The sequence below is a fragment of the Mixta gaviniae genome, from assembly GCF_002953195.1.
Lineage (GTDB): Bacteria > Pseudomonadota > Gammaproteobacteria > Enterobacterales > Enterobacteriaceae > Mixta > Mixta gaviniae.
Genome location: NZ_CP026377.1, coordinates 2,909,690 through 2,934,259, shown reverse-complemented (window position 1 = coordinate 2,934,259; position 24,570 = coordinate 2,909,690). Strand labels below are relative to the sequence as shown.

At 56.1% G+C, this 24,570-nt stretch carries 20 protein-coding genes and 1 pseudogene; 15 read left to right on the top strand and 6 right to left on the bottom strand.

Annotation, left to right across the window (positions count from 1 at the left end; all coding sequences use genetic code 11):
• Window positions 1-6 precede the first annotated feature (6 nt).
• The 3 genes from mdtC to C2E15_RS13685 are packed head-to-tail and all read right to left on the bottom strand — an operon-like array spanning window position 7 to window position 7,441.
• A complete protein-coding gene (mdtC, locus tag C2E15_RS13695) occupies window positions 7-3,072 on the bottom strand; it encodes a multidrug efflux RND transporter permease subunit MdtC (RefSeq protein WP_104957864.1) in 3,066 nt (1,021 codons plus the stop codon).
• The gene (locus C2E15_RS13690; protein WP_104957863.1) at window positions 3,069-6,191 is read right to left on the bottom strand and encodes an MdtB/MuxB family multidrug efflux RND transporter permease subunit; all 3,123 of its coding nucleotides are present in this window, start codon (window positions 6,189-6,191) and stop codon (window positions 3,069-3,071) included. The genes mdtC and C2E15_RS13690 overlap by 4 nt, the downstream gene beginning before the upstream one ends.
• Entirely contained in the window at window positions 6,191-7,441 is a 1,251-nt protein-coding gene (locus C2E15_RS13685; protein WP_104957862.1) for an MdtA/MuxA family multidrug efflux RND transporter periplasmic adaptor subunit, read from the bottom strand. The genes C2E15_RS13690 and C2E15_RS13685 overlap by 1 nt, the downstream gene beginning before the upstream one ends.
• Before the next feature lie 294 nt (window positions 7,442-7,735).
• Between C2E15_RS13685 and C2E15_RS13680 the strand changes: the two genes are divergently transcribed.
• Window positions 7,736-8,698: an aldo/keto reductase gene (locus C2E15_RS13680; protein WP_104957861.1), complete on the top strand. Its 963-nt coding sequence runs from the start codon at window positions 7,736-7,738 to the stop codon at window positions 8,696-8,698.
• A gap of 242 nt (window positions 8,699-8,940) precedes the next feature.
• Here the strand turns inward: C2E15_RS13680 and C2E15_RS13675 are convergent, their stop codons facing one another.
• Together C2E15_RS13675 and C2E15_RS13670 are read right to left on the bottom strand one after the other, a co-directional pair.
• On the bottom strand, window positions 8,941-9,219 hold the full coding sequence (locus C2E15_RS13675; protein ID WP_104957860.1) for a hypothetical protein: 279 nt from the start codon (window positions 9,217-9,219) through the stop codon (window positions 8,941-8,943).
• A gap of 219 nt (window positions 9,220-9,438) precedes the next feature.
• The gene (locus C2E15_RS13670) at window positions 9,439-10,833 is read right to left on the bottom strand and encodes an aminotransferase-like domain-containing protein (RefSeq protein ID WP_104957859.1); all 1,395 of its coding nucleotides are present in this window, start codon (window positions 10,831-10,833) and stop codon (window positions 9,439-9,441) included.
• A gap of 681 nt (window positions 10,834-11,514) precedes the next feature.
• On the opposite strand from C2E15_RS13670, the gene C2E15_RS13665 reads away from it, so the two are divergent.
• The 14 genes and pseudogenes from C2E15_RS13665 to C2E15_RS13600 all read left to right on the top strand — a co-directional run bounded on the left by C2E15_RS13665 (window position 11,515) and on the right by C2E15_RS13600 (window position 23,048).
• Window positions 11,515-11,772, top strand: coding sequence for a Flp family type IVb pilin (locus C2E15_RS13665; protein WP_218926709.1), 258 nt, complete (start codon window positions 11,515-11,517; stop codon window positions 11,770-11,772).
• Window positions 11,773-11,880: 108 nt separating this feature from the next.
• Entirely contained in the window at window positions 11,881-12,297 is a 417-nt protein-coding gene (locus C2E15_RS13660; protein WP_167391879.1) for a prepilin peptidase, read from the top strand.
• 22 nt (window positions 12,298-12,319) lie between these two features.
• Window positions 12,320-13,144, top strand: a complete 825-nt coding sequence (locus tag C2E15_RS13655; protein ID WP_146108556.1) for a CpaB family protein — start codon at window positions 12,320-12,322, stop codon at window positions 13,142-13,144.
• A complete protein-coding gene (locus C2E15_RS13650) occupies window positions 13,141-14,487 on the top strand; it encodes a type II and III secretion system protein family protein (protein ID WP_104957856.1) in 1,347 nt (448 codons plus the stop codon). The genes C2E15_RS13655 and C2E15_RS13650 overlap by 4 nt, the downstream gene beginning before the upstream one ends.
• Window positions 14,488-14,497: 10 nt before the next feature.
• Window positions 14,498-14,941, top strand: coding sequence for a hypothetical protein (locus C2E15_RS13645; protein WP_104957855.1), 444 nt, complete (start codon window positions 14,498-14,500; stop codon window positions 14,939-14,941).
• A gap of 20 nt (window positions 14,942-14,961) precedes the next feature.
• Window positions 14,962-16,080, top strand: coding sequence for a CpaE/TadZ family protein (locus C2E15_RS13640; protein ID WP_104957854.1), 1,119 nt, complete (start codon window positions 14,962-14,964; stop codon window positions 16,078-16,080).
• 6 nt (window positions 16,081-16,086) lie between these two features.
• A pseudogene (locus tag C2E15_RS13635) lies at window positions 16,087-17,363 on the top strand (TadA family conjugal transfer-associated ATPase).
• Window positions 17,360-18,286, top strand: coding sequence for a type II secretion system F family protein (locus C2E15_RS13630; protein WP_104957853.1), 927 nt, complete (start codon window positions 17,360-17,362; stop codon window positions 18,284-18,286). The pseudogene C2E15_RS13635 and the gene C2E15_RS13630 overlap by 4 nt, the downstream one beginning before the upstream one ends.
• A 3-nt stretch (window positions 18,287-18,289) precedes the next feature.
• Window positions 18,290-19,144, top strand: coding sequence for a type II secretion system F family protein (locus C2E15_RS13625; RefSeq protein WP_104957852.1), 855 nt, complete (start codon window positions 18,290-18,292; stop codon window positions 19,142-19,144).
• A complete protein-coding gene (locus C2E15_RS13620) occupies window positions 19,137-19,877 on the top strand; it encodes a tetratricopeptide repeat protein (RefSeq protein WP_104957851.1) in 741 nt (246 codons plus the stop codon). The genes C2E15_RS13625 and C2E15_RS13620 overlap by 8 nt, the downstream gene beginning before the upstream one ends.
• Window positions 19,878-19,906: 29 nt before the next feature.
• Window positions 19,907-20,410, top strand: coding sequence for a TadE/TadG family type IV pilus assembly protein (locus C2E15_RS13615; protein WP_104957850.1), 504 nt, complete (start codon window positions 19,907-19,909; stop codon window positions 20,408-20,410).
• Window positions 20,400-20,987: a tight adherence pilus pseudopilin TadF gene (tadF, locus tag C2E15_RS13610; RefSeq protein WP_104957849.1), complete on the top strand. Its 588-nt coding sequence runs from the start codon at window positions 20,400-20,402 to the stop codon at window positions 20,985-20,987. The genes C2E15_RS13615 and tadF overlap by 11 nt, the downstream gene beginning before the upstream one ends.
• Complete coding sequence (locus C2E15_RS13605; RefSeq protein ID WP_146108554.1) at window positions 20,968-21,402, top strand: hypothetical protein; 435 nt, start codon at window positions 20,968-20,970, stop codon at window positions 21,400-21,402. The genes tadF and C2E15_RS13605 overlap by 20 nt, the downstream gene beginning before the upstream one ends.
• Window positions 21,393-23,048 (top strand): TadE/TadG family type IV pilus assembly protein, encoded by a 1,656-nt coding sequence (locus C2E15_RS13600; RefSeq protein ID WP_146108553.1) that lies wholly within the window; start codon window positions 21,393-21,395, stop codon window positions 23,046-23,048. The genes C2E15_RS13605 and C2E15_RS13600 overlap by 10 nt, the downstream gene beginning before the upstream one ends.
• 130 nt (window positions 23,049-23,178) lie before the next feature.
• Here the strand turns inward: C2E15_RS13600 and yegD are convergent, their stop codons facing one another.
• A complete protein-coding gene (gene yegD, locus C2E15_RS13595; protein ID WP_104957846.1) occupies window positions 23,179-24,531 on the bottom strand; it encodes a molecular chaperone in 1,353 nt (450 codons plus the stop codon).
• Window positions 24,532-24,570: the final 39 nt, after the last annotated feature.

Here is a 24,570-nt window from a genome sequence, read left to right as displayed (position 1 = left end):
CAACCGCTAGCCGGCTGCCGCCAGCGGCTGTTTACGTCGACGCAGTTTATCCATATAGAGATAGACCACCGGCGTGGTGTAGAGCGTTAACAGCTGGCTCATCACCAGGCCGCCGACGATGGTGATCCCCAGCGGTTGCCTTAGCTCCGCGCCATCGCCGCTGGTCAACACCAGCGGCAACGCCCCCAGCAGCGCCGCCAGCGTGGTCATCAGGATCGGGCGGAAGCGCAGCAGCGAGGCCTGAAATATCGCCTCGCGCGCGTTCAGGCCGCCGTTGCGTTGCGCCTCAAGCGCGAAATCCACCATCATAATGGCGTTTTTCTTCACGATGCCGATCAGCAGCATGATGCCAATCAGCGCAATCAGGCTGAACGGCGCGCCAAATCCCTCCAGCGCCAGCAGCGCGCCGACGCCCGCCGAGGGCAGGGTCGACAGGATAGTCAGCGGATGCACATAGCTTTCATATAATATCCCCAACACAATATAGACCGTGGCGATGGCTGCGATTATCAGCCAAAGCTGGCTGTTTTGCGTCTCCTTAAACACCTGCGCGGTACCAGCGAAGCTGCCGCGCACGCTGGAGGGGACGCCGAGCTGCGTCATGGTGCGCTCGATGGTTTCCGAGGCCTGCGACAGCGATACCCCTTCCGGCAGGTTAAAGGCGAGGGTCGAAGCGGCCGACAGCCCCTGATGGTTCACCGACAGCGGCGCATTGGTGGGCTGCCAGCGGGCGAACCAGGAGAGCGGAATCGCCTTACCGTCGCCGTTGACCACAAACATCTGATCGAGCGCGCTGATATCCTGGGTGTAGCGCGGATCCACCTCCATCACCACTTTGTACTGGTTCAGCGGCTGATAGATGGTGGAAATCTGCCGCTGGCCGAAGGCATTGTTCAGCAGGGCATTAGCGTCCGCAACATCGATGCCGAGCCGCGCCATGCTTTCGCGATCGTAGATCAGCGCCATCTCCGCCCCCTTGTCCTGCTGGTCGGAACTGACGTCGGTCAGCTCTGGCAGCTTGCTGAACGCCTGACGGATTTTCGGCTCCCACTCGCGCAGATCGCTCAGGCTATCCGACAGCAGCGTGTACTGATAGCTGGCGTTGGCTTCGCGCCCGCCGACGCGAATATCCTGTACCGCCATCAGGAACAGGCTGGCGCCCGGCTCTTTCGCCAGTTTGGCGCGCAGGCGGGCGATAATCTGCTGGGCGCTCTCCTGACGTTGCGACAGCGGCTTTAGCGAGATAAACATTGAGCCGCTGTTGGTGCGCGATCCGCCGGTAAAGCCGGTAACGTTATCCACCGCCGGATCTTCGCGGATGATGCGCATAAAATCTGCCAGCTTACCGCGCATCGCCTGAAAAGAGATGCTCTGATCGGCGGAGATAAAGCCCATCAGCCGGCCGGTATCCTGCTCCGGGAAGAAGGTTTTGGGAATGGTGATATAGAGATATACCGTCAGGCCGATGGTGGCCAGCAGCACCAGCAGCGTCCAGCGCGCGCGATCCAGCACCCACTGCAGCGAGCGGCCATAGCCGCTCTGCAAACCCAGCAGCAGCCGGTTAACGTCAACGCGTTTCGGCTTCTCTTCGCGCTTCGCCTTCAGCAGCCAGGCGCACATCATCGGCGTCAGAGTCAGGGAGATAACCAGCGAAATCATGATCGCCACCGAGAGGGTGACGGCAAATTCGCGGAACAGGCGTCCCACCAGGCCGCCCATCAGCAGCAGCGGAATAAACACCGCCACCAGCGAGACGCTCATCGACAGCACGGTAAAGCCGACCTCGCGCACCCCCTGTAGCGCCGCCTGTAGCGGCTTCATCCCCGCCTCGATATGGCGCGCGATATTCTCCAGCACCACGATGGCGTCATCCACCACGAAGCCGGTGGCGATAGTGAGCGCCATCAGTGAGAGGTTATTCAGACTGAAGCCGCACAGGTACATGGCGGCGAAGGTGCCGATCAGCGAAACCGGCACCGCCACCGCCGGGATCAGCGTGGCGCGGCCGGAGCGCAGAAAGAGAAACACCACCAGGATCACCAGCGCGACGGCGATCACCAGCGACTGCTCCACCTCCTCCAGCGAGGCGCGGATGGTGGGGGAGCGGTCCTGGGCGATCGCCAGGCTGATGGCGGTAGGGATCATCTCGCGCAGCGCCGGCAGCCCGGCGCGGATACGGTCAACGGTCTGAATCACGTTGGCGTCGGCGGTTTTGCGGATCACCAGCAGCACCGCCGGTTTGGCGTTGGTCATCCCGGCATTGCGCACGTCCTGCACCGAATCGGTAATCGTGGCGATATCCTGTAGCCGCACTGCCGCGCCGTTGTTGTAGTGAACGACCAGCGGCTGGTATTCGGCGGCAGTTTTCAACTCGTCGTTGGTTTTTAACTGCCAGCGCTGCGTATTACTCTCCACCGCACCCTGCGGACGCCGCACGTTGGCGGCGGCGATCGCCTCGCGCACCGCATCGAGCGAAACGCCCTGGTTAAACAGCGCCTGCGGATTAAGCTGCACGCGCACCGCGGGCAGCGAGCTGCCGCCAACGGTGACATCGCCAACCCCTTCAATCTGCGACAGTTTTTGCGCCAGCTGCGTCGAGGCGTAGTCATAAAGCTGGCCCGGCGTCCAGTCATCCGAGGTTAGCGTCATGATCATGATCGGCGCGTCGGAGGGGTTAGCCTTGCGCCAGGTAGGCCGGCTCGGCATCCCGCTCGGCAGCAGGCTCTGCGCCGCGTTGATCGCCGCCTGCACGTCGCGCGCCGCGCCGTTGATGTCGCGGTCGTAGTCAAACACCATAATGATGCGCGTGCTGCCCAGCGAGCTGGTGGAGGTCATTTCGCTCACCCCGGCGATACGGCCCAGCGATCGCTCCAGCGGCGTCGCCACCGACGAGGCCATGGTCTCCGGCGAGGCGCCCGGGAGCGAGGCGCTGACCATGATCACCGGAAAATCAACCTGCGGCAGCGGCGCCACCGGCAGCAGACGAAAACCGAGAATGCCGACCAGCGCGATCGCCAGCGTCAGCAGGCAGGTCGCCACTGGCCGATAGATAAACAGCGCGAAAAACTTCACGGGCGCGCCTCCCCACGCTGCAGGCGACGACGCGCGGAGTGCGCCAGACGATCGAACAGCAGATAAATCACCGGGGTGGTGAACAGCGTCAGCACCTGGCTGAGGATCAGACCGCCGACCATCGCGATGCCAAGCGGGCGCCGTAGCTCCGCGCCGACGCCGGTGCTGAGCATCAGCGGCAGCGCGCCCAGCAGCGCCGCCAGCGTGGTCATCAGGATCGGCCGGAAACGCAGCAGGCAGGCCTGATAGATCGCTTCATAAGGCGACTTGCCCTGCTCGCGTTCGGCGGCGAGGGCGAAATCGATCATCATGATGGCGTTTTTCTTCACGATGCCGATCAGCAGAATAATGCCGATGATGGCGATCACATCCAGTTCGTGTCCGCTGAGCATCAGCGCCAGCAGCGCGCCGACGCCGGCGGTCGGCAGTGTCGAAAGAATGGTGATCGGATGAATAAAGCTCTCATACAGCACGCCCAGCACGATATACATCGCGACGATCGCCGCGACAATCAGCCACACCGTGCTGCCCAGCGCCGCCTGAAACGCCAGCGTGCTGCCCTGGAAGCGGGTGATAATATCTGACGGCATCGCCAAATCTTTCTCCGCCTCGCCGATCGCTTTTACCGCCTCGCCCAGCGAATAGCCCGCATTAAGATTGAACGAGAAGGTGGTGGAGGGGAACTGGTCGAGATGATTTACCGCCAGCGCGCCGTAGCGCTGCTCTACCTGCGCCACGGCGTTGAGCGGTATCGCGCCGCCGTCGCTGGTGGCGATACGGATATCGTTCAGCGCCGCCAGCCCCGGCGACTGGCGGGTATCCTGCTCCAGCACCACGCGATACTGATTCGCCTGTGTATAAATCGTCGAGATCAGACGCTGGCCGAAAGCGTTATAGAGCGCGTTGTCGATATCGCTCATGCTGATACCAAGGCGGCTGGCGCTGTCGCGATCGACCTTCACGTAGGCTTCCAGCCCCTGATCCTGCCAGTCGCTGCTGACATCCTTCAGCTGCGGCAGGGCGCGCAGGCGCGCCAGCAGTTGCGGCACCCATTCGCTGAGCGCATCCAGCGAGCCGGTCTGCAGGGTAAACTGATACTGGGTGCGGCTCAGTTGAGTATCAATGGTGAGATCCTGCACCGGCTGCAGCCAGAGCGTAACGCCCGGCATACGCGCCACCGCATTTTGCAGGCGCGTCACCACTGCCGGGATGCGGTCGTGGCGCTCATCCAGCGGCTTGAGATTGATCTGCACGCGGGCGCTGTTCAGCGCCGGGTTGGTGCCGTCAACGCCGACAAACGAGGTAACGCTCTGCACCGCCGGATCGCGCTCGATAATTGAGGCGACGTCGCGCGTGCGCTGCGCCATGCTGGCGTAAGAAACGCTCTGCGGCGCCTGCAGGGTGCCCTGAATGATGCCGTTATCCTGCAGCGGGAAAAAGCCTTTCGGGATTAACGCCCACAGCAGCACCGTCAGCACCAGTGTTGCCAGCGCCACGCCCAGCGTTATCCATGGATGGTTTAGCACCCGCTTCAGAAAGCGGCCGTAGAGGGCAATGATGCGATCGAACATCGCTTCGCTGGCGCGCGAAAAGCGGTTCTGCCTGCGCAGCGACTCCGCGCTCAGCATGCGCGCGCACATCATCGGCGTCAGCGTCAGCGAGACCACGGCGGAGATCAGGATCGCTACCGCCAGCGTGACGGCGAACTCGCGGAACAGGCGGCCGACGATATCCCCCATAAACAGCAGCGGGATCAGTACCGCAATCAGTGAGAAAGTCAGAGAGATAATGGTAAAGCCGATTTCGCCCGCGCCTTTTAGCGTCGCCGCCAGCGGCTTTTCACCCTGCTCGATATAACGGGAGATGTTCTCGATCACCACAATCGCATCATCTACCACGAAGCCGGTGGCGATGGTCAACGCCATCAGCGTCAGGTTATTGATTGAGAAGTCGAGCAGATACAGCACCGCAAAGGTGCCGATCAGCGACAGCGGCACCGCCACGGCGGGAATGATAGTGGCGGGTACGTTGCGCAGGAACAGATAGATAATCATGACGACCAGCGCGATCGCCAGCATCAGCTCCAGCTGCACGTCATGCACCGAGGCGCGGATATTGGTGGTGCGGTCGGAAAGCAGTTTCACCTCTACCGATTTCGGCAGCGAGGCGGTCAGTTCCGGCAGCAGGCTGCGGATATTGTCCGCAGTGGCGATAATGTTGGCACCCGGCTGGCGCTGCACATTCAGCACGATCGCCTGTTGGCGGTTGGCCCAGGCGCCAAGCCAGCTGTTCTCCGCTCCCTGTTCCACGGTGGCGACGTCGCCGAGCCGCACCGGCGCATTATTGCGGTAAGCGACGATCAGCTGGCGATAATCTTCCGCCGACTGCATCTGATCGTTGGCCGAGAGGGTAATAGCGCGCTCCGGCCCGTCGAGGCTGCCTTTCGCCGAATTGACGTTGGCGTTGGCGATGGCGGTGCGCACCGTTTCGCTATCCAGCCCCAGCGAAGCGAGCGCCTGAGCGTTCATTTTTACCCGCACCGCCGGACGCTGGCCGCCGGAGAGCGTTACCAGACCGACGCCGCTGACCTGAGAAATCTTCTGCGCGATACGGGTCTCCACCATATCCTGCACCTGGGTCATTGGCATGCTGGTGGTGGTCACCGCCAGCGTCATGATCGGCGGATCGGCCGGGTTGACCTTGCTGTAGACTGGCGGGTTCGGCAGATCGTTTGGCAGCAGATTGGTGGCGGAGTTAATCGCCGCCTGGACTTCCTGCTCTGCCACGTCAAGCGGCAGCGTCAGCTGGAACTGCAGCGTCACGACCGACGCACCGCCGGAGCTTTGCGACGACATCTGCTGCAGCCCGGACATCTGGCCGAACTGCCGCTCCAGCGGCGCGGTGATCGCCGAGGTGACCACGTCAGGGCTGGCCCCGGGATAGAGTGTCACCACCTGGATGGTGGGGTAGTCCACTTCCGGCAGCGCGGAAACAGGCAGGAAGCGATAGCCGAGAATGCCGGCCAGCAGGATCGCCACCATCAACAGTGTGGTGGCTACCGGGCGCAGAATAAAGTGACGGGACGGGCCGCCGGTGGCGTTAGGGGGCATTACCTGCATCAGCCGCGATCTCCTTTCGCGCGATCGCCTTTGGCCGGCTGGGTCGCTTTTGTGTCGCTAAGCGGCGTCGACTGGGGCGCCACCACTTCCACCGTCGCCCCTTCCGTCAGACGATCAAGGCCGTCGGTTACCACGCGCTCGCCCGCATCCAGCCCGGCGCTGATCACCACTTTCTGGCTATCCTGCAATCCTGGCGTCACGCTTTTCTTACTGACTTTATTATCGCTGTTGACCACCCAGACGAAATTGCCTTCGTTGCCCATCTGCAGGGCGGCGGTGGGGATCACTACCGCGTCGTGTAGCGTATTGACCTTAAGACGCGCGTTGACGAACTGGTTGGGGAACAGGCGATCATCCTCATTGCTGAAGCGCGCCTTGAGTTTGATGGTGCCGGTGGTGGCGTCTATCTGGTTATCCAGACTTAACAGTTCGCCCTGCGTTAGCAGCGTGCTGTTGCTGCGATCCCAGGCTTCGACTGGCAAGGGCTGGCCCGCTTTTTGCGCCTGAAGAATCGCCTGAATGGTGTTTTCCGGCAGGCTGAACAGCACGTCGATCGGGTGCGTCTGCGTTAGCACCACCAGGCCGGTGGTATCGCCGCTGGTAATATAGTTGCCGATATCTACCTGCTTCAGGCCGGCGCGGCCGTCGATAGGCGCGGTGATGCGGCTGTAGCTCAGGTTGAGTTCGGCGCTGGCGACGCTGCCTTCGTCCGCCTTGAGGGTGCCGAGCGTCTCGCTCACTAACGCGCGTTGGGTATCGAGATCCTGCTGTGAAACCAGGCGGGTTTTCGCCAGTTTTTCATAGCGCGCCAGATCGCGGCGCGCGTTGGCCAGCGTCGCCTGATCGCGTGCCAGTTGCCCCTGGGCCTGCGTCAGCGCCACCTGGAAAGGCCGCGGGTCGATTTCCGCCAGCAGCTGGCCCGCTTTTACCTGCTGCCCCTCCTGGAAATGGATCGCCTTCAGCTCGCCGTCGACGCGGCTGCGCACCGTGACGGTGTTGGCGGCGGTGACGGTGCCGAGCCCGGAAAAATATTGCGGCACGCTTTGCGTCTGTGCGGTGGCTGCCTGCACCGGCGCCAGCGGCATTGCGCGTCGACCGCCTTTGCCGCGCTGCTGCGTTTGTCCGCCCGCAGGCTGCCCGTTTTCAGCGCCGCCGTCGCCGCGCGGCCACAGGAAATAAGCGGCGACGGCGCCCAGCGCGATCAGGATAAGCAGCAGAATTTTTTTCGAGGTACGGCGTGAGGCATTCATTGCGGTTTATTGCTCTCCGGCAGTGTAGTCAAAGGTCCAGGCGGGTCAGCAAGGCCACGGCCCGCAAAGGTAACCAGTTTAGTAATTAACTGGGACAAAAAAATGGAGGAATTAAGAATAACTGTAAGGTCGCCGTAAGGCTGACGTAAGTATCTGCGATCCGGCGCGGCGAGACAAATCGACGTGGCCACTTTCCTTTACGCATAAGCTGCGCCAGAAATCGTCAAAGCAGAAGCCCGGATGTTTGCTACGCTGATCAACAGGTTGGAAATATATTAATTAAGGAGAACAATGATGAGTCAGATTGAAACCCGTCAGCTGGGCCGCAGTGGCATTGAAGTGCCGGCGCTGACCTTCGGCGGCAACGTGTTCGGCTGGACCGTCGATCAGGACGCCTCTTTTACGCTGCTGGATGCGCTGGTGGAGAAAGGGCTATGGTTCATCGATACCGCTGATGTCTATTCCCGCTGGGCGCCGGGCAATCAAGGCGGCGAATCAGAGACCATCATTGGCAACTGGCTGAAAAAAACCGGCAAGCGCGATAAGATTATTCTGGCGACCAAAGTCGGTATGGAGATGTCGCCGGAAAAAACCGGGCTCTCTGCGAACTACATCCGTCAGGCGGTAGAGGATTCGCTGCGTCGCCTGCAGACCGATTATATCGATCTTTATCAGGCGCATCGCGATGATGACCAGACGCCGCTGGAAGAGACGCTGAAAGCGTTCGACGATCTGATCCGCGAAGGGAAGGTGCGCGCTATCGGCGCCTCTAACTATTCGGCGGCGCGCCTTACCGAGGCGCTGAAAGTCAGCGAGCAGAACCATCTGGCGCGTTATGAAACGCTGCAGCCGGAATATAACCTCTACGATCGCCAGGAATATGAGAGCGGGCTGGAACAGGTAGCGCAAGAGAATGGCCTTGGCGTGATTAACTACTATTCGCTGGCCAGCGGCTTCCTGAGCGGCAAATACCGCCGTCCGGAAGATGCCAGCAAAAGCCAGCGCGGGCAGGGCGTAGTGGAAAAATACCTCAACGAGCGCGGGCTGCGTATTTTGCAGGCGCTGGATGAAACCGCGCAGGCGCGCAATGTGACCCCGGCGCAGGTAGCGCTCGCGTGGCAGATCGCCCGTCCGGGTATTACCGCGCCGATCGTTAGCGCGACTTCGCTGGAGCAGGTCGACGAGCTGGTGAAAGCGGCCACGCTGCGCCTGAATCTGGATGAAATTGATAAGCTGGCGCAGGCCAGCCGCTACTGATCCGAACCGACAGCGCGCCGGCGCTGTTAATCCAGGCGACCGTGTCCCGGTCGCTTCTGATCCAGGCCGGCCGGGCGACCGCTAATACGCAGCGGCCGCTCCTGATCCTGTCTGCCCTGGCGACCGCGCACCGCTGGTCATCAGGCGACGCCGGCTGAAGCCGGGCGCGCAGACATCACGTCGCCTGTGGCCTGAGCCGTTTTCAGCATCACTGCAATGCGCCCTGCGGCGCATTTTTTCATTCAGACGTGCCAGCTTTTGGCCGCCTCCGCGTAGTGAACGCCGCGCCGCCGCCAGGCGCGACAGCGCTTTTCAACCATAAAACAGAGCATACCCAGCGCCACGCCGGTTAACAGCAGCGCCAGCAGCGCATAGCGCGGCTCCTGATACTCATTTTGTAAAAATAGCAACGCCGCCAGCAGGGCGGTGAAAGGCATCATAATGCCGGGGTAGCGGCAGAACAGAAGCAGTAGCAGGCAGAGGGCGAAAAGCGGCGGCAGATAGCTATTCCAGAGGCTCACGACGAATAATTCCTTTTCTCTAAGCGGTAACGCCAGATGCTAGCACGGCCAACGGGAGAAAATTCATTAAAAAACAGCGCGTTTCAGGCATCGCTGACGGCGCTGGGGCAGATTATATTAATGCTGCTAAAGATGAAACGCGGCATCGCATGACGCATGCCGCGGATAAAGCGCGGCGGGCAGGGAGCCCGCCGCCTGAAGCTGCGGGTGCATTGGCGATCAGGTCGCGAGCTTCTGATTAATTTTTTCAATATGTTCCAGTGAAAAAGCCGCCAGCGGGTAGATATAACGTTTGTCCTGATGGCGCCCGGCGTGGGCATAAAACAGGGCGAGATCGAAAAAGTGGTTTTTTATCACCTCCGGCGCAATCGCCCTGTTTTTATCGGCAAAGGAGAAGAAACCTGCCTGAGGCTGGCCCCACACCGCCGGATCGTCAATCGCACGCTGCAGCCCGGCAAGCGCCAGCTGATATTTTTGGCGGCGCAGCTGCAGGTTTTTTGACAGGAATTTAATGAAGTGATTTGAATTCAGGAACAGGCTCAGCGTGCCGCTGATCATCGGCTGCACCTCGCTGAACAGCAGCTTTTTCAGCTGGACCAGGGAGGAAAGCATCTCCTCCGGAGCGATAACGAACGAGAGGTTAACATTGCTGCCGGAAAGCTCGGCGGTGGTGGAGAGATAGATAATGCGGCTATTAGGATAGCTGGCAGAGAGCGTTGGCGTAATATCGCTGCCGAAGCCGAGCAGGGCGCACGAATCGTTTTCCACGATCAGCGCATTATGGCGCTCTGCCCACTGCAGCAGCGCCACCCGCCTTTGCGGGCTCATGGTCGCGCCGGAAGGAAACTGATGCGTCGGCGAGGTATAGATAAAATCGACCGGGCGATCGGGCAGGCTGCTGATATCCATGCCGCCCGCGTTAACCCGGGCGCGAATAATGTTATAGCCCAGCGAGGTAAACAGCTGCACAACTTTAGGGGAGCAGGGATCTTCCAGAACAACGCTGGGATGGGGTGAATGCAGCTTACCATACTGCGCCAGCAGCAAAATCGCCTCCTGCTGCCCTGGCAGCAGCAGCATATTTTGCGCATCGATCTGCGTACCGCGCGACATCCTGATCACGCGGCAAAAACTCTCTTTCACCGCGCGCAGCTCCGCCTGATGCTGCGCCGAAGAGACGGCAAGCGTTTTGCCGGCCGGCAATGCGGCAAACCATTTGCGCGCGAAATGGCCGGGCAAGGCGCCATCCTGCCGTTCAAGCTTGCGGCAAATATCGGTATCGGGGGAATCGTCGCTCTCGTCCGCCACAGGCGCCACGTCTGACGCCGGGCTGTCAGGTGGCCGAACGGCGGAAAGACCTTTTTGCAGCGTATTACCCACCACCTGATAACAGACGCGTTCGCGGCCAACAATATAGCCCAGGCTCTCCAGCGCCTTATAAGCCATCACCACCGAGCCGCGTGAAATATGGTATTTTTCGCTCATCGAACGGATAGAAGGCAGAAAATCACCTTTATTCAGCACGCCTCCGCTAATCATATTACTGACATCTTCAATAATGGATTGCTTAACGCTGGTTCTTTTGGTCGGCGCCATTGCATTGAGGCAGTTCATCTTATTATCAACATCCTTTTAACAATAATAAAGAGCTGGCAGAAAAAAATAGAAATGCAATACGCGGGCATAATATCCCTGACTTTTTTAAATAACAAGTGTCGCGACAGGAAACTGGCATGGCAGGTTGAATGTTTACATTGGTAAAGAAAGCTAAAGGTAATAAGACAATAAGACAACATTGCCAAAGAGATGACCCTTATTTTACTGATGTGCGATAAATGGGGTGAATAATAAAGCGACCTTTGCCTGCTATTGATGCCTGGCAGGTAAAAAAGCATCACATTTTGCTGCGGTAAGCAGAATGCAGGAATATCCGCCGTGTGCGGTAATGGGTAGAAATGCAAAGCAGGGGGTTATTCGGATATTCCTGCATAGCAGCAGGCGCGCTAATCTGTTTTTAATGGGTGAAAACAGGTAAGCATAAAAGGTTAGCGGTTTCCATTACCGGTTTACTTTTAGCGGTGAGCAGAAACCGCGCAATAGGGACAAAATAGCATAATGAATATGACAGCGGCACGGCGTTGTTTATCTGCTGACATAAAAATATCTTTTCTCTGTCACTTGAAATAAAGACGGCGCATGAATAATGTGATCCCGTCATTAAATAGTGAAATGAAATGACATCCGCAAGAGAAAGGCAGTCGCCTTTCGAGGGTTATATGGAAAGGAGCAGTAAATATGGACGATCTTATACTAAAGTCATCAATGATGGTGGCGAACGGCATGGGTATATTACGCAATAAACTTATTGCGCAGCTGAAAAAAGAAGATGGCGTAACTGCGATTGAATATGCGGTTATCGCCGTGGCGATCAGCGGCATGCTGTTAGCGGTATTTGGCAACGGTAAGGAAAGCTTTATCACCGCGATTACCGATAAATTCAGTACGCTAAGCGAAAATATTAAAGACACAGTCGATAGCACGCCTGCGCCCTGATAGCGCAAATGCCGGGCGCAGGCCGCCAGGCTTGCGCTGTTAAATCCTTAGCTAACCGGGTATTGCCGGTTAGCTAAACCGAGGCGATGCAGTGGGCCTGAGATGACAGTGTTACTATTATCAATCGCGTTAGGCGTCTGCTTTATCTGGCTTAGCTATACCGATATTCGTTACAGGAAGATCAAAAATCAAACGGTACTTGCCGTCGCCGCGCTCTCCGCGCTGCTGGCGTTACAGCTTTATCAGGAGATATTTATCGCTGCGTCATTATTTATACTGGCGTTGGGTATGCCGCTAAGCCTGCTTAATATTATCGGCGCCGGGGATATCAAGCTTCTGGCTGCGCTCGCGCTCTCCTTGCCTGCTGATAATGTGGCTATGTTTATTCTTTTTACGATGCTGGCGGGAGTGCCGGTTTTAGCAGGCATGATGATATTCAGGATCTTCAGTAAAAACCGCAGGCAGTGCAACACCGTTCCTTATGGCCTGGCGATAGCAATAGGTTATGTGCTGACTATTATTTAACCGGAAAAGTACGGATACTACGGTGAATCAACGATTATTAATTATATTTGCAGCCCTGCTACTGGTAATTGGCTGCGTGGGATTGCTGCTTCTGCCGGGGGATAACGCGAATAAAGCAGCGCCAACAGCGGAACAGAAAAAAGAAATTATTTACTACACGAGCAATGAACATTTAATTCCCGGAGCGCAGCTCAACGAAACAAGCTATACACGTCATACCAAAAGCGTGCCCGCCAACGCCGAGGAGCAATCGGAACTGCTGCCGCAGGATCTGCATATCTATTATGTGGTGCGTGATATCGCGGCGGGAGAGAAAATCACGCAAGCCGATTTGAGTAAAACTAATCCTCGTCCCTTTATCGCCAAAGAGGGGCATTACGTCTACAACATGATCATCAATGCCCAGCATCTCTCCCCGGCTCTTAGCCTGCGGGCAGGCGACAGCGTGGATATCTATATCAAGTATTTTAATCGGGAAGGGCAAAGGGCGTCTGACGGCAGAAAACACATTGCCAACAAGCAAACGTTGCTGATGCAGCCGGATGAGAAAAGCACTGGCGGCGGTTCACGAATGACGATGCTTAATTTTACCCGGATCGCTAACAGTAAAACCGTCCTGGCGCCGGTAAGAACAGTGGAAGAGGTGCAGGGCAAGCAACGCCAACAGGATGAGGAGGCAAAGACCTATTTTATTGTGCTGGAAGTCGATGAAAAGGCGCTGAAGCGTTTGTATCGGCTACAGGAAATGGGCGAGTTTATTCTCTTTCCCGCAAAAAAAGCCGCCAGAAATCATCTGTCCGAGGCGAAGAAAAAAACGGCCGGCGTAGCAAAAAGGAATTTAAAATGACAGGGAATTATCGTTTATTGATGAGTCGGGCCGGAACCGCTCTGCTGTTAACGCTGGCTTTTATTTTTTATTCCGCTGCAGTTTGCGCCGAAACGATTTATCTGGCCAAAGGCGGCGCCAGAACCATTAAAATGAAAGATGCCATCGATACCGTATTCACCACCGATCCGCAGACGGTGGATTACAACATCATCAGCGATCGCGAAGTGGTGATCTATGGCGTCGCCAACGGCAACGGCGAAGTGCTGATCGTACAAAACGATCAGACCCACAGCATCAAGGTGGTGGTCGATCCGCTGGTGGGCAAGTTGACGCAGCAGATTCAGGATCAGTTTCCCGGCTCGCGTATCGATCTGAAAAAAGTGGGCGAGATGTACATTCTTTCCGGCAGCGCGGCCGACGAAGAGAGCCGTGACGCCATCCATCAAATCGTCGGCGATGCGCTGGGGCTGAAGCGTGAAGTCATCACCACCGAGATTACCGGCGATGGCAATGTCAAAAATAACATCCTGAAGTACATGGAAAACGTCAGCTTCGAAAAATTGCAGAACCGTATGACGCTGCCCTTTGCTAATCAGGTCAACGTGAAGCTCTCCATTGTTGAAGTCAATAAAAGCTATACCGATTCGCTCGGCCTCGAGTGGGGGCAAAATTCCGGCGTCGGCAATTTTATCCTGAGCAAGCTGAAATTTGATGCGGCATCGCTGACGACGCTGATTCACGGCCTGCAGAACGAATCAATTGCCCGGGTGCTGGCGGAGCCGAACCTGTCGGTGCTGTCAGGCGAAACCGCAGATTTCCTGGTCGGCGGCGAGATTCCGATGGTCACCAGCTCAATAAACGGCGTCACCGTGACCTATAAGGAAGTGGGGGTGCGGATGCTGATTGCCGCTAAGGTGGAGAACAGCAGTAAAATCCGCCTCAGCCTGTCGCAGGAGGTCAGCAATGTCGATGGGCAGAACCTGGCGCTGAATACCTCGCTGCCGACGCTGCGCTCGCGCAAGGCGCGCACCACTATCGAACTGGCCGACGGCGAAAGCTTTGTGCTGGGCGGGCTGCTCAGCGAAAGCGATAAAGAATCGCTGCAAAAAATCCCGTTTATTGGCGATATCCCGATTCTGGGCGCGCTGTTCCGCAGTACGGCAGCCAACAGGGAAAAAACCGAGCTGATTATGGTAGCGACGGTTAATCTGGTGCGGCCGGTTTCCTCTGCAAAGATTGTTTATCCCTCGTTCCAGCGCAGCTCGCTGATGCAGCGTTTCTTTAATGTGGACGGCATCGATAATACCCAGTCCGGCAAAGAGGCGTTGTTGTTTCTTGAGCGCGGCGGCTTTGTTTATTAAGGAGCGCGATATGCGATATTTTCTGTTTATCTCTCTGCTGGCGGTCAGTTTTATTTCCAGCGCGGAAAAGGGATATTATTTCCCGCTCTCCGGCAAAAACGATGTCGACCAGGAAATTGTGGTTTCTAAAGTGGTCAGCTTTTATCAATATCTCGGCGGCGTGATTAATATCGAATGGCACCGCAACGATGCCGATGAGACGGCGAAAAGCCTCAGGCTGAAACTGCTAGAGTCAGGCGTGACGCCGCTCGATATCCGGCTGCATAAGCAGAACCAGCATGTTGTCGAGGGCTTTCCGCCGCTTATCGCGCTACGGATCGATATGACAGGCGTGCCCATGCATTGCGATTATCATCAGCATTTTTATCATTTCCGGCATAATGACAACACAGGCTGCGCAATTGAAAGCAATGCGATGCTTTCATTATTCAACAGGATGCAAATCGTTTTCTAATTCACCCCCGGAAGGTTGTTATGTTACTTTTTACGGAAACGGGCGATAAAAATAAAGCGCCGGCCTCTTCTGCCGTGGTGGCGACCGCCAACCCGGAAATGATGGAAAAAATAGGCGAGCAGCTGCTGCTGCGCAGCATAGAAAGTATTATCCGCTGTCCCTATTCGCTGGATAATCTTGATCAATTCTCCTTTGAGGGAAACCCCGACTATTTTATCATCGATGTGGAAAATAAGACCGATGCGAAACACATTTCCGACCTGCTTTTTTTACATGCGCCGCGCAAAGCGGTAAAAATCGCGTTTGGTAAAAACGACTCGATATTGCTGGCGGAAGAGTTTATTAAACAGGATATTTTTTATCTCTACTATCCCAACCAGCTTAATAACCTGGGCAGCATCCTTAACAATGATAAAAAGCTGTTTAGCACCAGCCATGAGCCGGTAAAGATTAGCGTGGTCGGCTGCAAAGGCGGCGTCGGTACTTCATCGCTTAGCTACCATATCGCCGGAGAAATCGCTCGTCGCCGGGAGTCGGGTACGCTGCTGGTGCAGGGCTGCGGCGGGTCGCGCAATCTGGATATGATCGCCAAAACCGCCATTACACATGAAGTCGCCAAGCTGCAGCCGCACCTGTTCGCCATTAGCGAAGATCCCGAAGAAAAATATCACTACGGCAATCCGCTGTTTAGTAACTATGACCACATCGTTTTTGATATCAGCGGCTATAACGCCGTGGACGAACAGATCGAGACGATGCTGACCCACTCCGACTGCATCCTGCTGGTGTGCAATCGCGATCTCTCCTCGATCAGGATGGCAAAAAAGCTGGTCGAATCCAATCAGCATCTGCAAAGCGGCAGCAGCGGCGTAAAGCGCCTGTTTCTCTGCTTTAACCAGCACTACCCCAAAGTTAACGGCGCCATCAGCCCGGAGGAGGTCAACGGGCTGGCGGGAAAACGCGTCGATATCACGATTCCCTATATTTCCGTGGCCGGCGATCCCGCGCTTTTGCTCACGTTCACCGGCAAAAATAAGAAAACGCTGGATGCCCTTACGGATCTGCTGTTGGGGAAAAAGGCCGGTACGGATAAGCCCAAAGAGAGTCGTAGTCTGCTCGGTTCGCTATTCAGGAAGTGATAAACGATGAATAAGAAATTTAACGAAATTAGCCGTCAGCTGCGCAGCGTGGTGCTGCCGCTGCTGGATGTCGATCTGGTCGATCGTCTGGTTAACGATCGCCCGGCACTGATCCGCGAAGTCGCCAGGGTGGTGCAGAGCGTCAGCATCGATCACAACCGCTACCTTCCGGCGGAAGAGGTTCAAGTGCTGGCGGGGTCGATCGCCGATGAGATCATGGGCGTCGGGCCGCTGCGCGAACTGATGGAGGACCCGACCATCAGCGATATCCTGGTCAACGGGCCGGATCACATCTTTATTGAGCGCGGCGGCAAACTGGTGCTATCCGACAAGCGCTTTCTGGATAACCACCAGCTGACCGAAATCGCCAAGCGCCTGGTCAGCCGCGTCGGCAGGCGTATCGACGAGTCGCAGCCGCTGGTGGATGCGCGCATGGTGGACGGCAGCCGCCTTAATGTCGTTATCAACCCCATCGCGCTGGACGGCACCGCCATCTCGATCCGTAAATTCAGCAACGTTTCGCGTACGCTGCGCGACCTGGTGAACTGGGGGCAATGGATGAAAAAATGGCGAACTTTCTCGCTATCGCCGTGCGCTGCCAGTGCAACGTGGTGATTTCAGGGGGCACCGGCTCCGGTAAAACCACGCTGCTGAATGCGCTGTCGCAGCATATCAACAGCGACGAACGCATCATTACGCTGGAAGACGCCGCAGAGCTGAAGCTACAGCAACAGCATGTCGTCAGGCTGGAAACCCGTATGGCCGGGGTAGAAAACAGTGGGCAGATCACCATGCGCGATTTGATGATCAATACGCTGCGTATGCGCCCCGACCGGGTTATCGTCGGCGAGTGCCGCGGCGGCGAAACCTTTGAAATGCTGCAGGCGATGAATACCGGTCATGACGGCTCAATGACCACGCTACACGCCAATACGCCGCGCGACGCCGTCGCGCGTCTGGAAAACATGGTCATGATGGCCAACCTCAACCTGCCGGTCGAATCGATACGCCGCAATATCAGCTCCGCCGTCAATCTGATTATTCAGGCGTCGCGCCTGCATGATGGCTCGCGCAAGATCACCCATATTACCGAGGTTATGGGTCTGGAGGGCGATACCATCGTTTTACAGGATATTTTTAACTATCAGATCGAAACCATCGAAAAGGGCAAAATATTTGGCGGCTTTACCACTTCCGGGCTTTCCAGCCGCTCTGTGGTTTACGAGAAGGCGAAAGAACATAATTGCGAAAGCTATTTAAGGCAGATATTTAACCCACAATGAAAAGCATTTTTTTACTGGTTATCATCGCTGCGGCCATCTTTTTCTTTATTGTTGCGCACCGCATCTTCTCGACGCGCAGGGTGGTGATGGTTTCCGGCAGCCGCCAGGCGCGTCTGCAGCAGATGTTAATGAATCAAAAGGAAGAGGGGGAGCGCAAACGCTTCTCCGTGAAGGAGCTGGCGCGGCGGCTCGGCAAAAGCGCCTACAGCACCTTTTACGGTAAAAGCCGCGCGGATTTAATTAAAAACATCCTGCTCCCGCCGGGGTTGACGATGATCGTCGCAGTGCTGAATCACCTCTACCTGTCGCTGCCGGCGCACTGGGTAATGGTGGTCACGCTAAGCTGCTTTTACCTGGGCTATGCGAAGATTCTGGTGACGAAGCGGAAAAAGCTTTTTCTGATCGAGTTTGGCGAAGCGCTGATTACCTTTAACGGGGCGATCTCTTCCGGGCGTACCTTTCTGCAGGCGATGGCGGACTTTAGCGTCATGCGCAAAAGCATGCTGGCGGAGGAATTCGGCGTCATCAGCCGCCGTTTGAATATGGGCGAATCACCGGACCGGGTGTTTACCGACTCCTGGTCGCGCTACCCCTATCGCGAATATTATTTCTTTATCGTCGCGGTGCTGCTGAATATTAACAGCGGCGGCCGATTAAAAGAGGTGCTGGCAAAGCTGCAAAAGACCATCGCCAGCAATATTGCGATGGAGAGCAAAATGCTGTCGATGACATCGGAAATGCGTATGGCCGCCAAAATTACCGGCGCCATCCCGTTTGTTTTCCTGCTGCTGCTTAAATTTATCAGCCCGGAAAATTTCAATTTTATTTTTGAAACCGAGTCGGGGCATATGCTGATTTATTATCTGCTGGGTAGCGAACTGGCCGGTATAGTAGTGCTGAAATTTTTAATGAGGAATATCTAACCCATGGCTATACGTATTATTGCCGTTGTCATGGTCATGGCGCTGGCGCTGCTGATTTTTTCCATCATGCAGAAAAAACAGCGACAGACGCTGCTTCACCGCAGCATCAATATCGCGCAGATCGCGACGGCGGAAAAAAACAGCATTCAGCAGCTGAAACAACATCACGAGGCGGAGCTGGTGCTGCAGAAGGAGAGTGGCCTGCTGAACCTCTATCGCCGCATCGACGGCAGCCTTCATTATAAAATGGGCCTGGCGGGGCTACTGACTGCCATGGTCGTCGGCGCTAATTTCTTATTCGCTCTGGAAATCAGCCGCGAGAACCTGGCGCTGTTCGGCATTGTGATACTGGTCGCCGCTATTATTTTGCCCGGTATGCTGCGTGCGGCTTTTGTGAAACGGCGGGTGAAAAAGCTGAGCGCAGAGCTGCCCTGGCTGGTCGATCTGCTGGCGGTCAGCGTGCAGTGCGGCATGACCATCGATCAGGCCTTTGTTTTCCTGAGCCAGAAGATGACCGGCATCAATCCTGACTTCGCCCCCTTTCTGCAGCGGCTGGTGCGTCGCGCCGAGGTGGGCGGGCTAAGCCCGGCCCTGAAGCAGTTCTATCAGGAGATCCCCGGCAAGGAGACGCGCATGCTGTGCGCCATGCTGGAGCAGAGCCTGCAGTACGGGTCCTCAATGTATGACCAGCTGATTGAGCTGTCGCGCGAAATCCGCGAGGTTCAGCTGCTCACCATTGAAGAGCATATCGGCAAGCTGGGGGCGAAAATGAGCGTGCCGTTGATTCTGTTTTTTATGATTCCCGTCGTGGTGATCGTCGCGGCGCCAGGCGTTATGAGGGTTTTAGCCAATGTATAAGCGAAAAATTAACCGCTGTATTCTTATTATCACCCTGAGCTGTTTGCTGCAGGGCTGTCAGGACGGTCTGTTGCGTGGCGGCAAAACTTACCGGGTAGCGGAAAACAATGAAAAAGTGCTGACGCAGGCACATAACTATTCGGCGCTGATTAAACTCAAGCGCGATGAATTGCAAAAAAATGAAGATCCCGAGGTCAGGCTGCAGCTGGCGCAATATTATTATCTGATGAAAGATTACGATGCTTCGCTTTATTATCTGAAAAAGCTGCTGGAAACCCAGCCGGGCATAGAGGCCTATCTGCTGCAAAGTAAAAACCTCGCCGCACAGGAAAAATACCCAAGCGCACTGCGCTTTGTGGATATGGCGTTGCTAAAACAGCGCAATCATGGCGAGGCGTTAAATCTGAAAGGCGTTATTCAGGCGGAGACGGGAAATTTTAAAGCGGCGCTGGAAAACTTTGAGCAGGCGCGGAACGCTTTTTATCACGAGGAGAACGTGGTCAATAATATTGCGGTCATTCATATTCTGGAGAAGCGCTATCATACCGCGGTACAGCTGCTGTTGCCGATATACCTGCGCGGTTATCAGGAGGAGCAGCTGATGCATAACCTGACCTTTGCGCTGGTTAAAACCGGCGATCTTAACTATGCCAAACAAATCGTTAAGCAGAGCGGATATAAAAAGAACCCCGGTCTGCTGGTAGCGAAGCTGTTCCGCATTCAAAGCCAGTAGTCACGTAATAGTCAATTCGAGGATCTATCATGGCAACACTACGCCAGAAAATCAGGGATGAGCAGGGCGTTATATCGCTGGAGTTCGCGTTTATTTTCCCGGTCTTCATTCTGCTGTTCTTTATGATTTATGAGGTAAACCGCTATGTGTTTATCTCCACGGCTATCGATTTGACCCTATCCGAGGCCGCCCGGGAAACGGCGCGCGCCTCTGAAGAAAAATCCATTAACTACCCGGCATTATTCCAGAAAAATATCGCACAGCAGCGCTATTTATGGTCAATGTTTATCGAGCCGGAAAAACTGACGGTATCGGTAAGCTTCTGCAGTACGCTAAAACAGGCGGTTAATCAGCAATGCAGCAAAAGCATATCTGAAAAGAAAGTGCTGGCCATCTATCAGGCCAATTATCAGTACCGGCCACTGCTATTTAATATCAATATCCCGGCCGTAGAGAAGCTGATAAATAACCTGCGATCCGGCCTTAACCGTAAGCTGGTCTATATACAGGAATCGCAAATTTATGTTTCGTAACGGCAGAGACCTGATGCGGCGCCTGAAACAAACGCTGCTGTCGACACGTGGCAGTATTTATATTGAAGCGGCCTTTATTCTTCCGCTGGTGGTGGTGATTCTGACCGCTTCGCTGGAGTACGGTTTTTATTTTGCATGGCAAAGTAAAATCGAGCGTATCAATTACGCTTTATCCTCCGTGTTTCGTGAGCGCGGCGCGCTTTATAACACCGATGAAACCCTTTCTCAGGCGCAGGCAAACCAGCTTGCCGATCTGGCTGCGGTGATGTTAGGAGAGCAATATCGTAGCCAGCTCTGTCTGACCGTCGAGTCGCTCAGCTTTCAGGACAACACTAAAGAACGTAAGGTCGCGCTGCACCAAACCTTCAGCGTAAACGGCAGTCGGTGTCCCGTGGTGAATACACCCTTAACCCAGTTCGCCGCGATGTCGCCGCTGACGATACGCGGCCGCTGGCTCCCTCTCTATCAGGTTACCCTGAGCGTGCCGGCGCCAGAAAGCACACTGCATAAGTTACTGAACAACATCCAGGTACTGCCGGCCTGGGTAACGGTTTCCAATGTTGTTCTGGCGCGTTAACCGGAGCGGCATGCCGGTCAGCCTGTTTCCATCCGTCGGCGGGTTTAAATATGGTCTGCTGCTGGCTATGGCTCTGATAACGGCAGATACCCTGGCCGCCGGCCGGAGAGAAGGGGCGAAGGCAGTGATTTTTATCAACTCCGCCGAACCGCCGCATAATGCCCTGGCGCGCGAGATTGACGATCAGCTTTATCACAGCAAAACGCTCAGTAAACGCATCGAAGTGGTTATTGTCGATATCAACGTACTCACCGCGCAGACTGCGGGGGCCGCGCATCATATCAAGGATACGCAGGGCATCTGGGCGGAAAAGTATCGCCCTATGGCGCTGCCAGCGCTGTTCTGCATCAGGGCCAAACGCATTTATCCGGAACGTCATATTACACGGGCACAGGAGATCCGCTCATGTCTGTAATCACAAGGATGGTTAGTCGCTTTATTGGCAACGAGAGGGGCGGGATCATCATACCTTTTGCCATTATGTTGCCGACGATGCTGGCGTTGCTGGCACTGGGGCTGAACAGTGCCCATATGATGATAAAAAAAGCGCGTATTGCCGATGCCGCGTCGGAAGCAACGCTGGCCGTCGCCGCAGCCGGGCTGGTGAATAACGAAGAGAGCGACCGGCTACAGGCACAAGCCACTATTGACCAGTTTATGCGCTACTATGCGCCGACCGGCAAGGTGATTGACAGCGCTTTTATCAGTGTCGATGAGTCTGCAGGATCGCGTGAAAAACGTATGCGCTATCGCGTCTCCGCCACAGTGAATTTTCCTTTTCTCCTTCCTTCCACGCTCTATGTCGGCGGCGAGGCGGATAAGGATTTCACTTTTAACTTTCAGGGCGGTCAGGTTATCAAAGCCAGCGCCAAACCCGCTGATATCGTTTTTGTCGTCGATTTCTCCACGTCGCAGCAGGGAGCCGGCATAAAGCTGCTGAAAGAGGTGGTGGACAGCGTGTCCAGATTCGTACTGGAAAATAACAGCAATAGCCGCATCGCTCTTGTGCCTTTCAGCACTGGCGTCACCGTTAAGCTGCCGATAACAAATGAACGCGGCGGCGAGGTGCCTGGCTGCTCAGTGCTGTTTGTGCCCAAGCCCGGCTACGATATTAATTATCTATTCTGGGCCGATAAGGCGCTAACGGCGGATAAGAGTTGGGGGTATCGCCACTACCATATGGATTACTGGCGCTATCACTATTATTACTACTTTGTCAGCTCTGGCCAGCCGGCAATGACGCTGGCGCAAATGCGCGCAAAGTGGTGCTTAAAAAATACAAAGTGGGGAGGCACGGTAGGCCGGTTTGAATATTCCTGTAAAAGCCCCGAGTTTCCCTATAGCGATATTTTTTCTCCTGCATCACAGCAAATTATCTACGCAGAATACGATAAAGCCTACAAGGTGCAGCAGAAGCAGGGTACAGCGCTCACTATTGAGCATGACGAGGCGATAGATTATGAGGCGACCCTGGAAAAGATGTTTTCTGACGAGGCGATCATTACTTTTCCTATGGTCTGGGGGCCGATGGACGATTATAACTATCGCGCCTACAGCCATATGTGCCATCAGGGGGGCTGGAACCACCATCAGATCAACAATGATTTTACCCGTGCTAAGGTGCGAGCGTGGCTGATTGAGTTGACCAATGACCAGGCTGTGCTGGATCAGTTTCAGCATATGGAGGCGCAGGGTTATACGCATCTCTCTTCCGGTCTGATCCGCTCGGTGCCGGTGATGATGAAAGGCATAAATAAACGCAAGATATTCATCTTGCTCTCTGACGGCGACGACAGTGCTGAGCCCGCCAAAGTTACCAAAAAATGGCTGGAAAGCTACAAACTGTGCGAAAAAATAGAGCAGGGTATTCTGGCGCGGCCGGAAACGAACGCCTCGGTGGTGGAGTTTTACTATATCTCTACCACCATTAGTGCCAGCCGGGTGAAATACTGGGCGGATAATTGCACCGGTGAGAAGCGCGCTTCAACCTCAACCAAACGCGATGAGCTAATTAAGCTCATCAAGAACATCATGAATGATGAGGTGGGTCGTTTTACCTGATGAGGCGATCGGCGGACGAAAGCGGGAGGCGTGAGCAAAACCGCCCGATCGGCCGTGCCGAGCCTACAGACTATACGCCCGACAGGAGAAGATTAGCGGTAGCCCGCCTCAGGCAGGCTACCGTTTTTGTTTAGCCGAAGCTGATCTGCGCCCAGCGCGCCAGCCCGGCGGTTACGGAGCCGAAATCGTCGCCGGTCGCCAGCGGAATGGTCGGCAGCTGCTGCTGCAGCGCCTGGCGCAGCAGCGGCGAGCGCGCGCTGCCGCCGGTGAGATAGATCATATCCGGCGTGGTGCCGCTGGTTTCCAGCGCCAGCCTCACCTGCTCCTGAATGCGCTCTATCGGCGCGGCGATCGCCGCTTCCAGCCCGGCGCGATCGACATCCGTCGCCAGCTCCGCTTCGATAAACGCCAGCGCGGTATTCACCTCTGGCCGATCGGTAAGGGCAATTTTGCTCTCTTCCGCCGCGCGCACCAGACGATAGCTGAGACGCTGCTGCCAGACTTTCAACAGACGCTGTACTTTCTGCGGCTCACGGGCGTCGCGGATCAGATCCTGCAGCAGCTTGCGGCAGGCAGCGGAGTAAAACTCGCTCTGCGCCGGCACGTCGTTAATCGCTACTGCATTCCACCACGGTAGCGCGGGCAGGGCGGTGCCTTTCTGCGTTTCGCCACCCAGCCCCAGCAGCGGCATCAGCTCTTTATAGGCCAGCGCAATATCCAGATCGTTGCCGCCGACGCGGCAGCCGCTGTGCCCCAGCAGGCTGCTGGCGCGATCGGCACTGTTGCGCCACTGCGGGCCCATCAGCACCATACTGCAGTCGGTGGTGCCGCCGCCGATATCCACGACCAGCACCCGTTTTTCTTCATTGAGCGTCGCTTCGAAATCGAGGCCGGCGGCCACCGGCTCAAACTGAAATATCACGTCGCGGAAGCCGGCGCGGCTGGCAGCGCGCGCCAGAATGCCCTGTGCCTGCCGGTTCGCCTCTGTGCCGCCCAGCCCCTGGAAGTTGACCGGCCGGCCGATCACCGCCTGATCGATAGCGCTCTCCAGCTGCTGCTCCGCCGTCTGGCGAATATGCAGCATCATGGCGCAGACCAGATCTTCAAACAGGGCGATCTGCTGCGGCTTAAGGCCGCTGGCGCCGAGGAACGATTTTGGGGATTTAACGAACCAGACCTCTTCAGGGTCGGTCATATATTGCGCCAGCGCATCAAGGCCAAAGTGGACACTGCCGGGCGTAACGTCGATATCTTCGTCGCGGTTGAAGGCGATGGCGCGCCGCAGCAGCGCCTGATTTTCCGCCTCAGGCGTCGGTACCTGATGATGGCGAAACAGCCATTCGCTGATCGCTTCGCGCGTCGGGCCGCAAAGCATTGAAGGCAGATAAGGAGAATCCTTTTCCAGTTTGAGCAGCCGTGGCGCGCCATTTTCAACCACCGCAACAGAACAGTTAGCCGTTCCGTAATCGAAACCGATAAACACAGAATATCCCCTCAGCAAAAAAAGGGGGTGACTTTACCC

Coding starts and splice junctions, on each gene's coding strand:
- C2E15_RS13615 (WP_104957850.1), top strand. CDS start 19,907: ATGGCAACACTACGCCAGAAAATCAGGGATGAGCAGGGCGTTATATCG.
- C2E15_RS13670 (WP_104957859.1), bottom strand. CDS start 10,833: ATGAACTGCCTCAATGCAATGGCGCCGACCAAAAGAACCAGCGTTAAG.
- C2E15_RS13685 (WP_104957862.1), bottom strand. CDS start 7,441: ATGAATGCCTCACGCCGTACCTCGAAAAAAATTCTGCTGCTTATCCTG.
- C2E15_RS13680 (WP_104957861.1), top strand. CDS start 7,736: ATGAGTCAGATTGAAACCCGTCAGCTGGGCCGCAGTGGCATTGAAGTG.
- C2E15_RS13665 (WP_218926709.1), top strand. CDS start 11,515: ATGGACGATCTTATACTAAAGTCATCAATGATGGTGGCGAACGGCATG.
- C2E15_RS13620 (WP_104957851.1), top strand. CDS start 19,137: ATGTATAAGCGAAAAATTAACCGCTGTATTCTTATTATCACCCTGAGC.
- C2E15_RS13650 (WP_104957856.1), top strand. CDS start 13,141: ATGACAGGGAATTATCGTTTATTGATGAGTCGGGCCGGAACCGCTCTG.
- C2E15_RS13640 (WP_104957854.1), top strand. CDS start 14,962: ATGTTACTTTTTACGGAAACGGGCGATAAAAATAAAGCGCCGGCCTCT.
- tadF (WP_104957849.1), top strand. CDS start 20,400: ATGTTTCGTAACGGCAGAGACCTGATGCGGCGCCTGAAACAAACGCTG.
- C2E15_RS13690 (WP_104957863.1), bottom strand. CDS start 6,191: ATGCAGGTAATGCCCCCTAACGCCACCGGCGGCCCGTCCCGTCACTTT.
- C2E15_RS13600 (WP_146108553.1), top strand. CDS start 21,393: ATGTCTGTAATCACAAGGATGGTTAGTCGCTTTATTGGCAACGAGAGG.
- C2E15_RS13630 (WP_104957853.1), top strand. CDS start 17,360: ATGAAAAGCATTTTTTTACTGGTTATCATCGCTGCGGCCATCTTTTTC.
- C2E15_RS13645 (WP_104957855.1), top strand. CDS start 14,498: ATGCGATATTTTCTGTTTATCTCTCTGCTGGCGGTCAGTTTTATTTCC.
- C2E15_RS13625 (WP_104957852.1), top strand. CDS start 18,290: ATGGCTATACGTATTATTGCCGTTGTCATGGTCATGGCGCTGGCGCTG.
- C2E15_RS13605 (WP_146108554.1), top strand. CDS start 20,968: ATGTTGTTCTGGCGCGTTAACCGGAGCGGCATGCCGGTCAGCCTGTTT.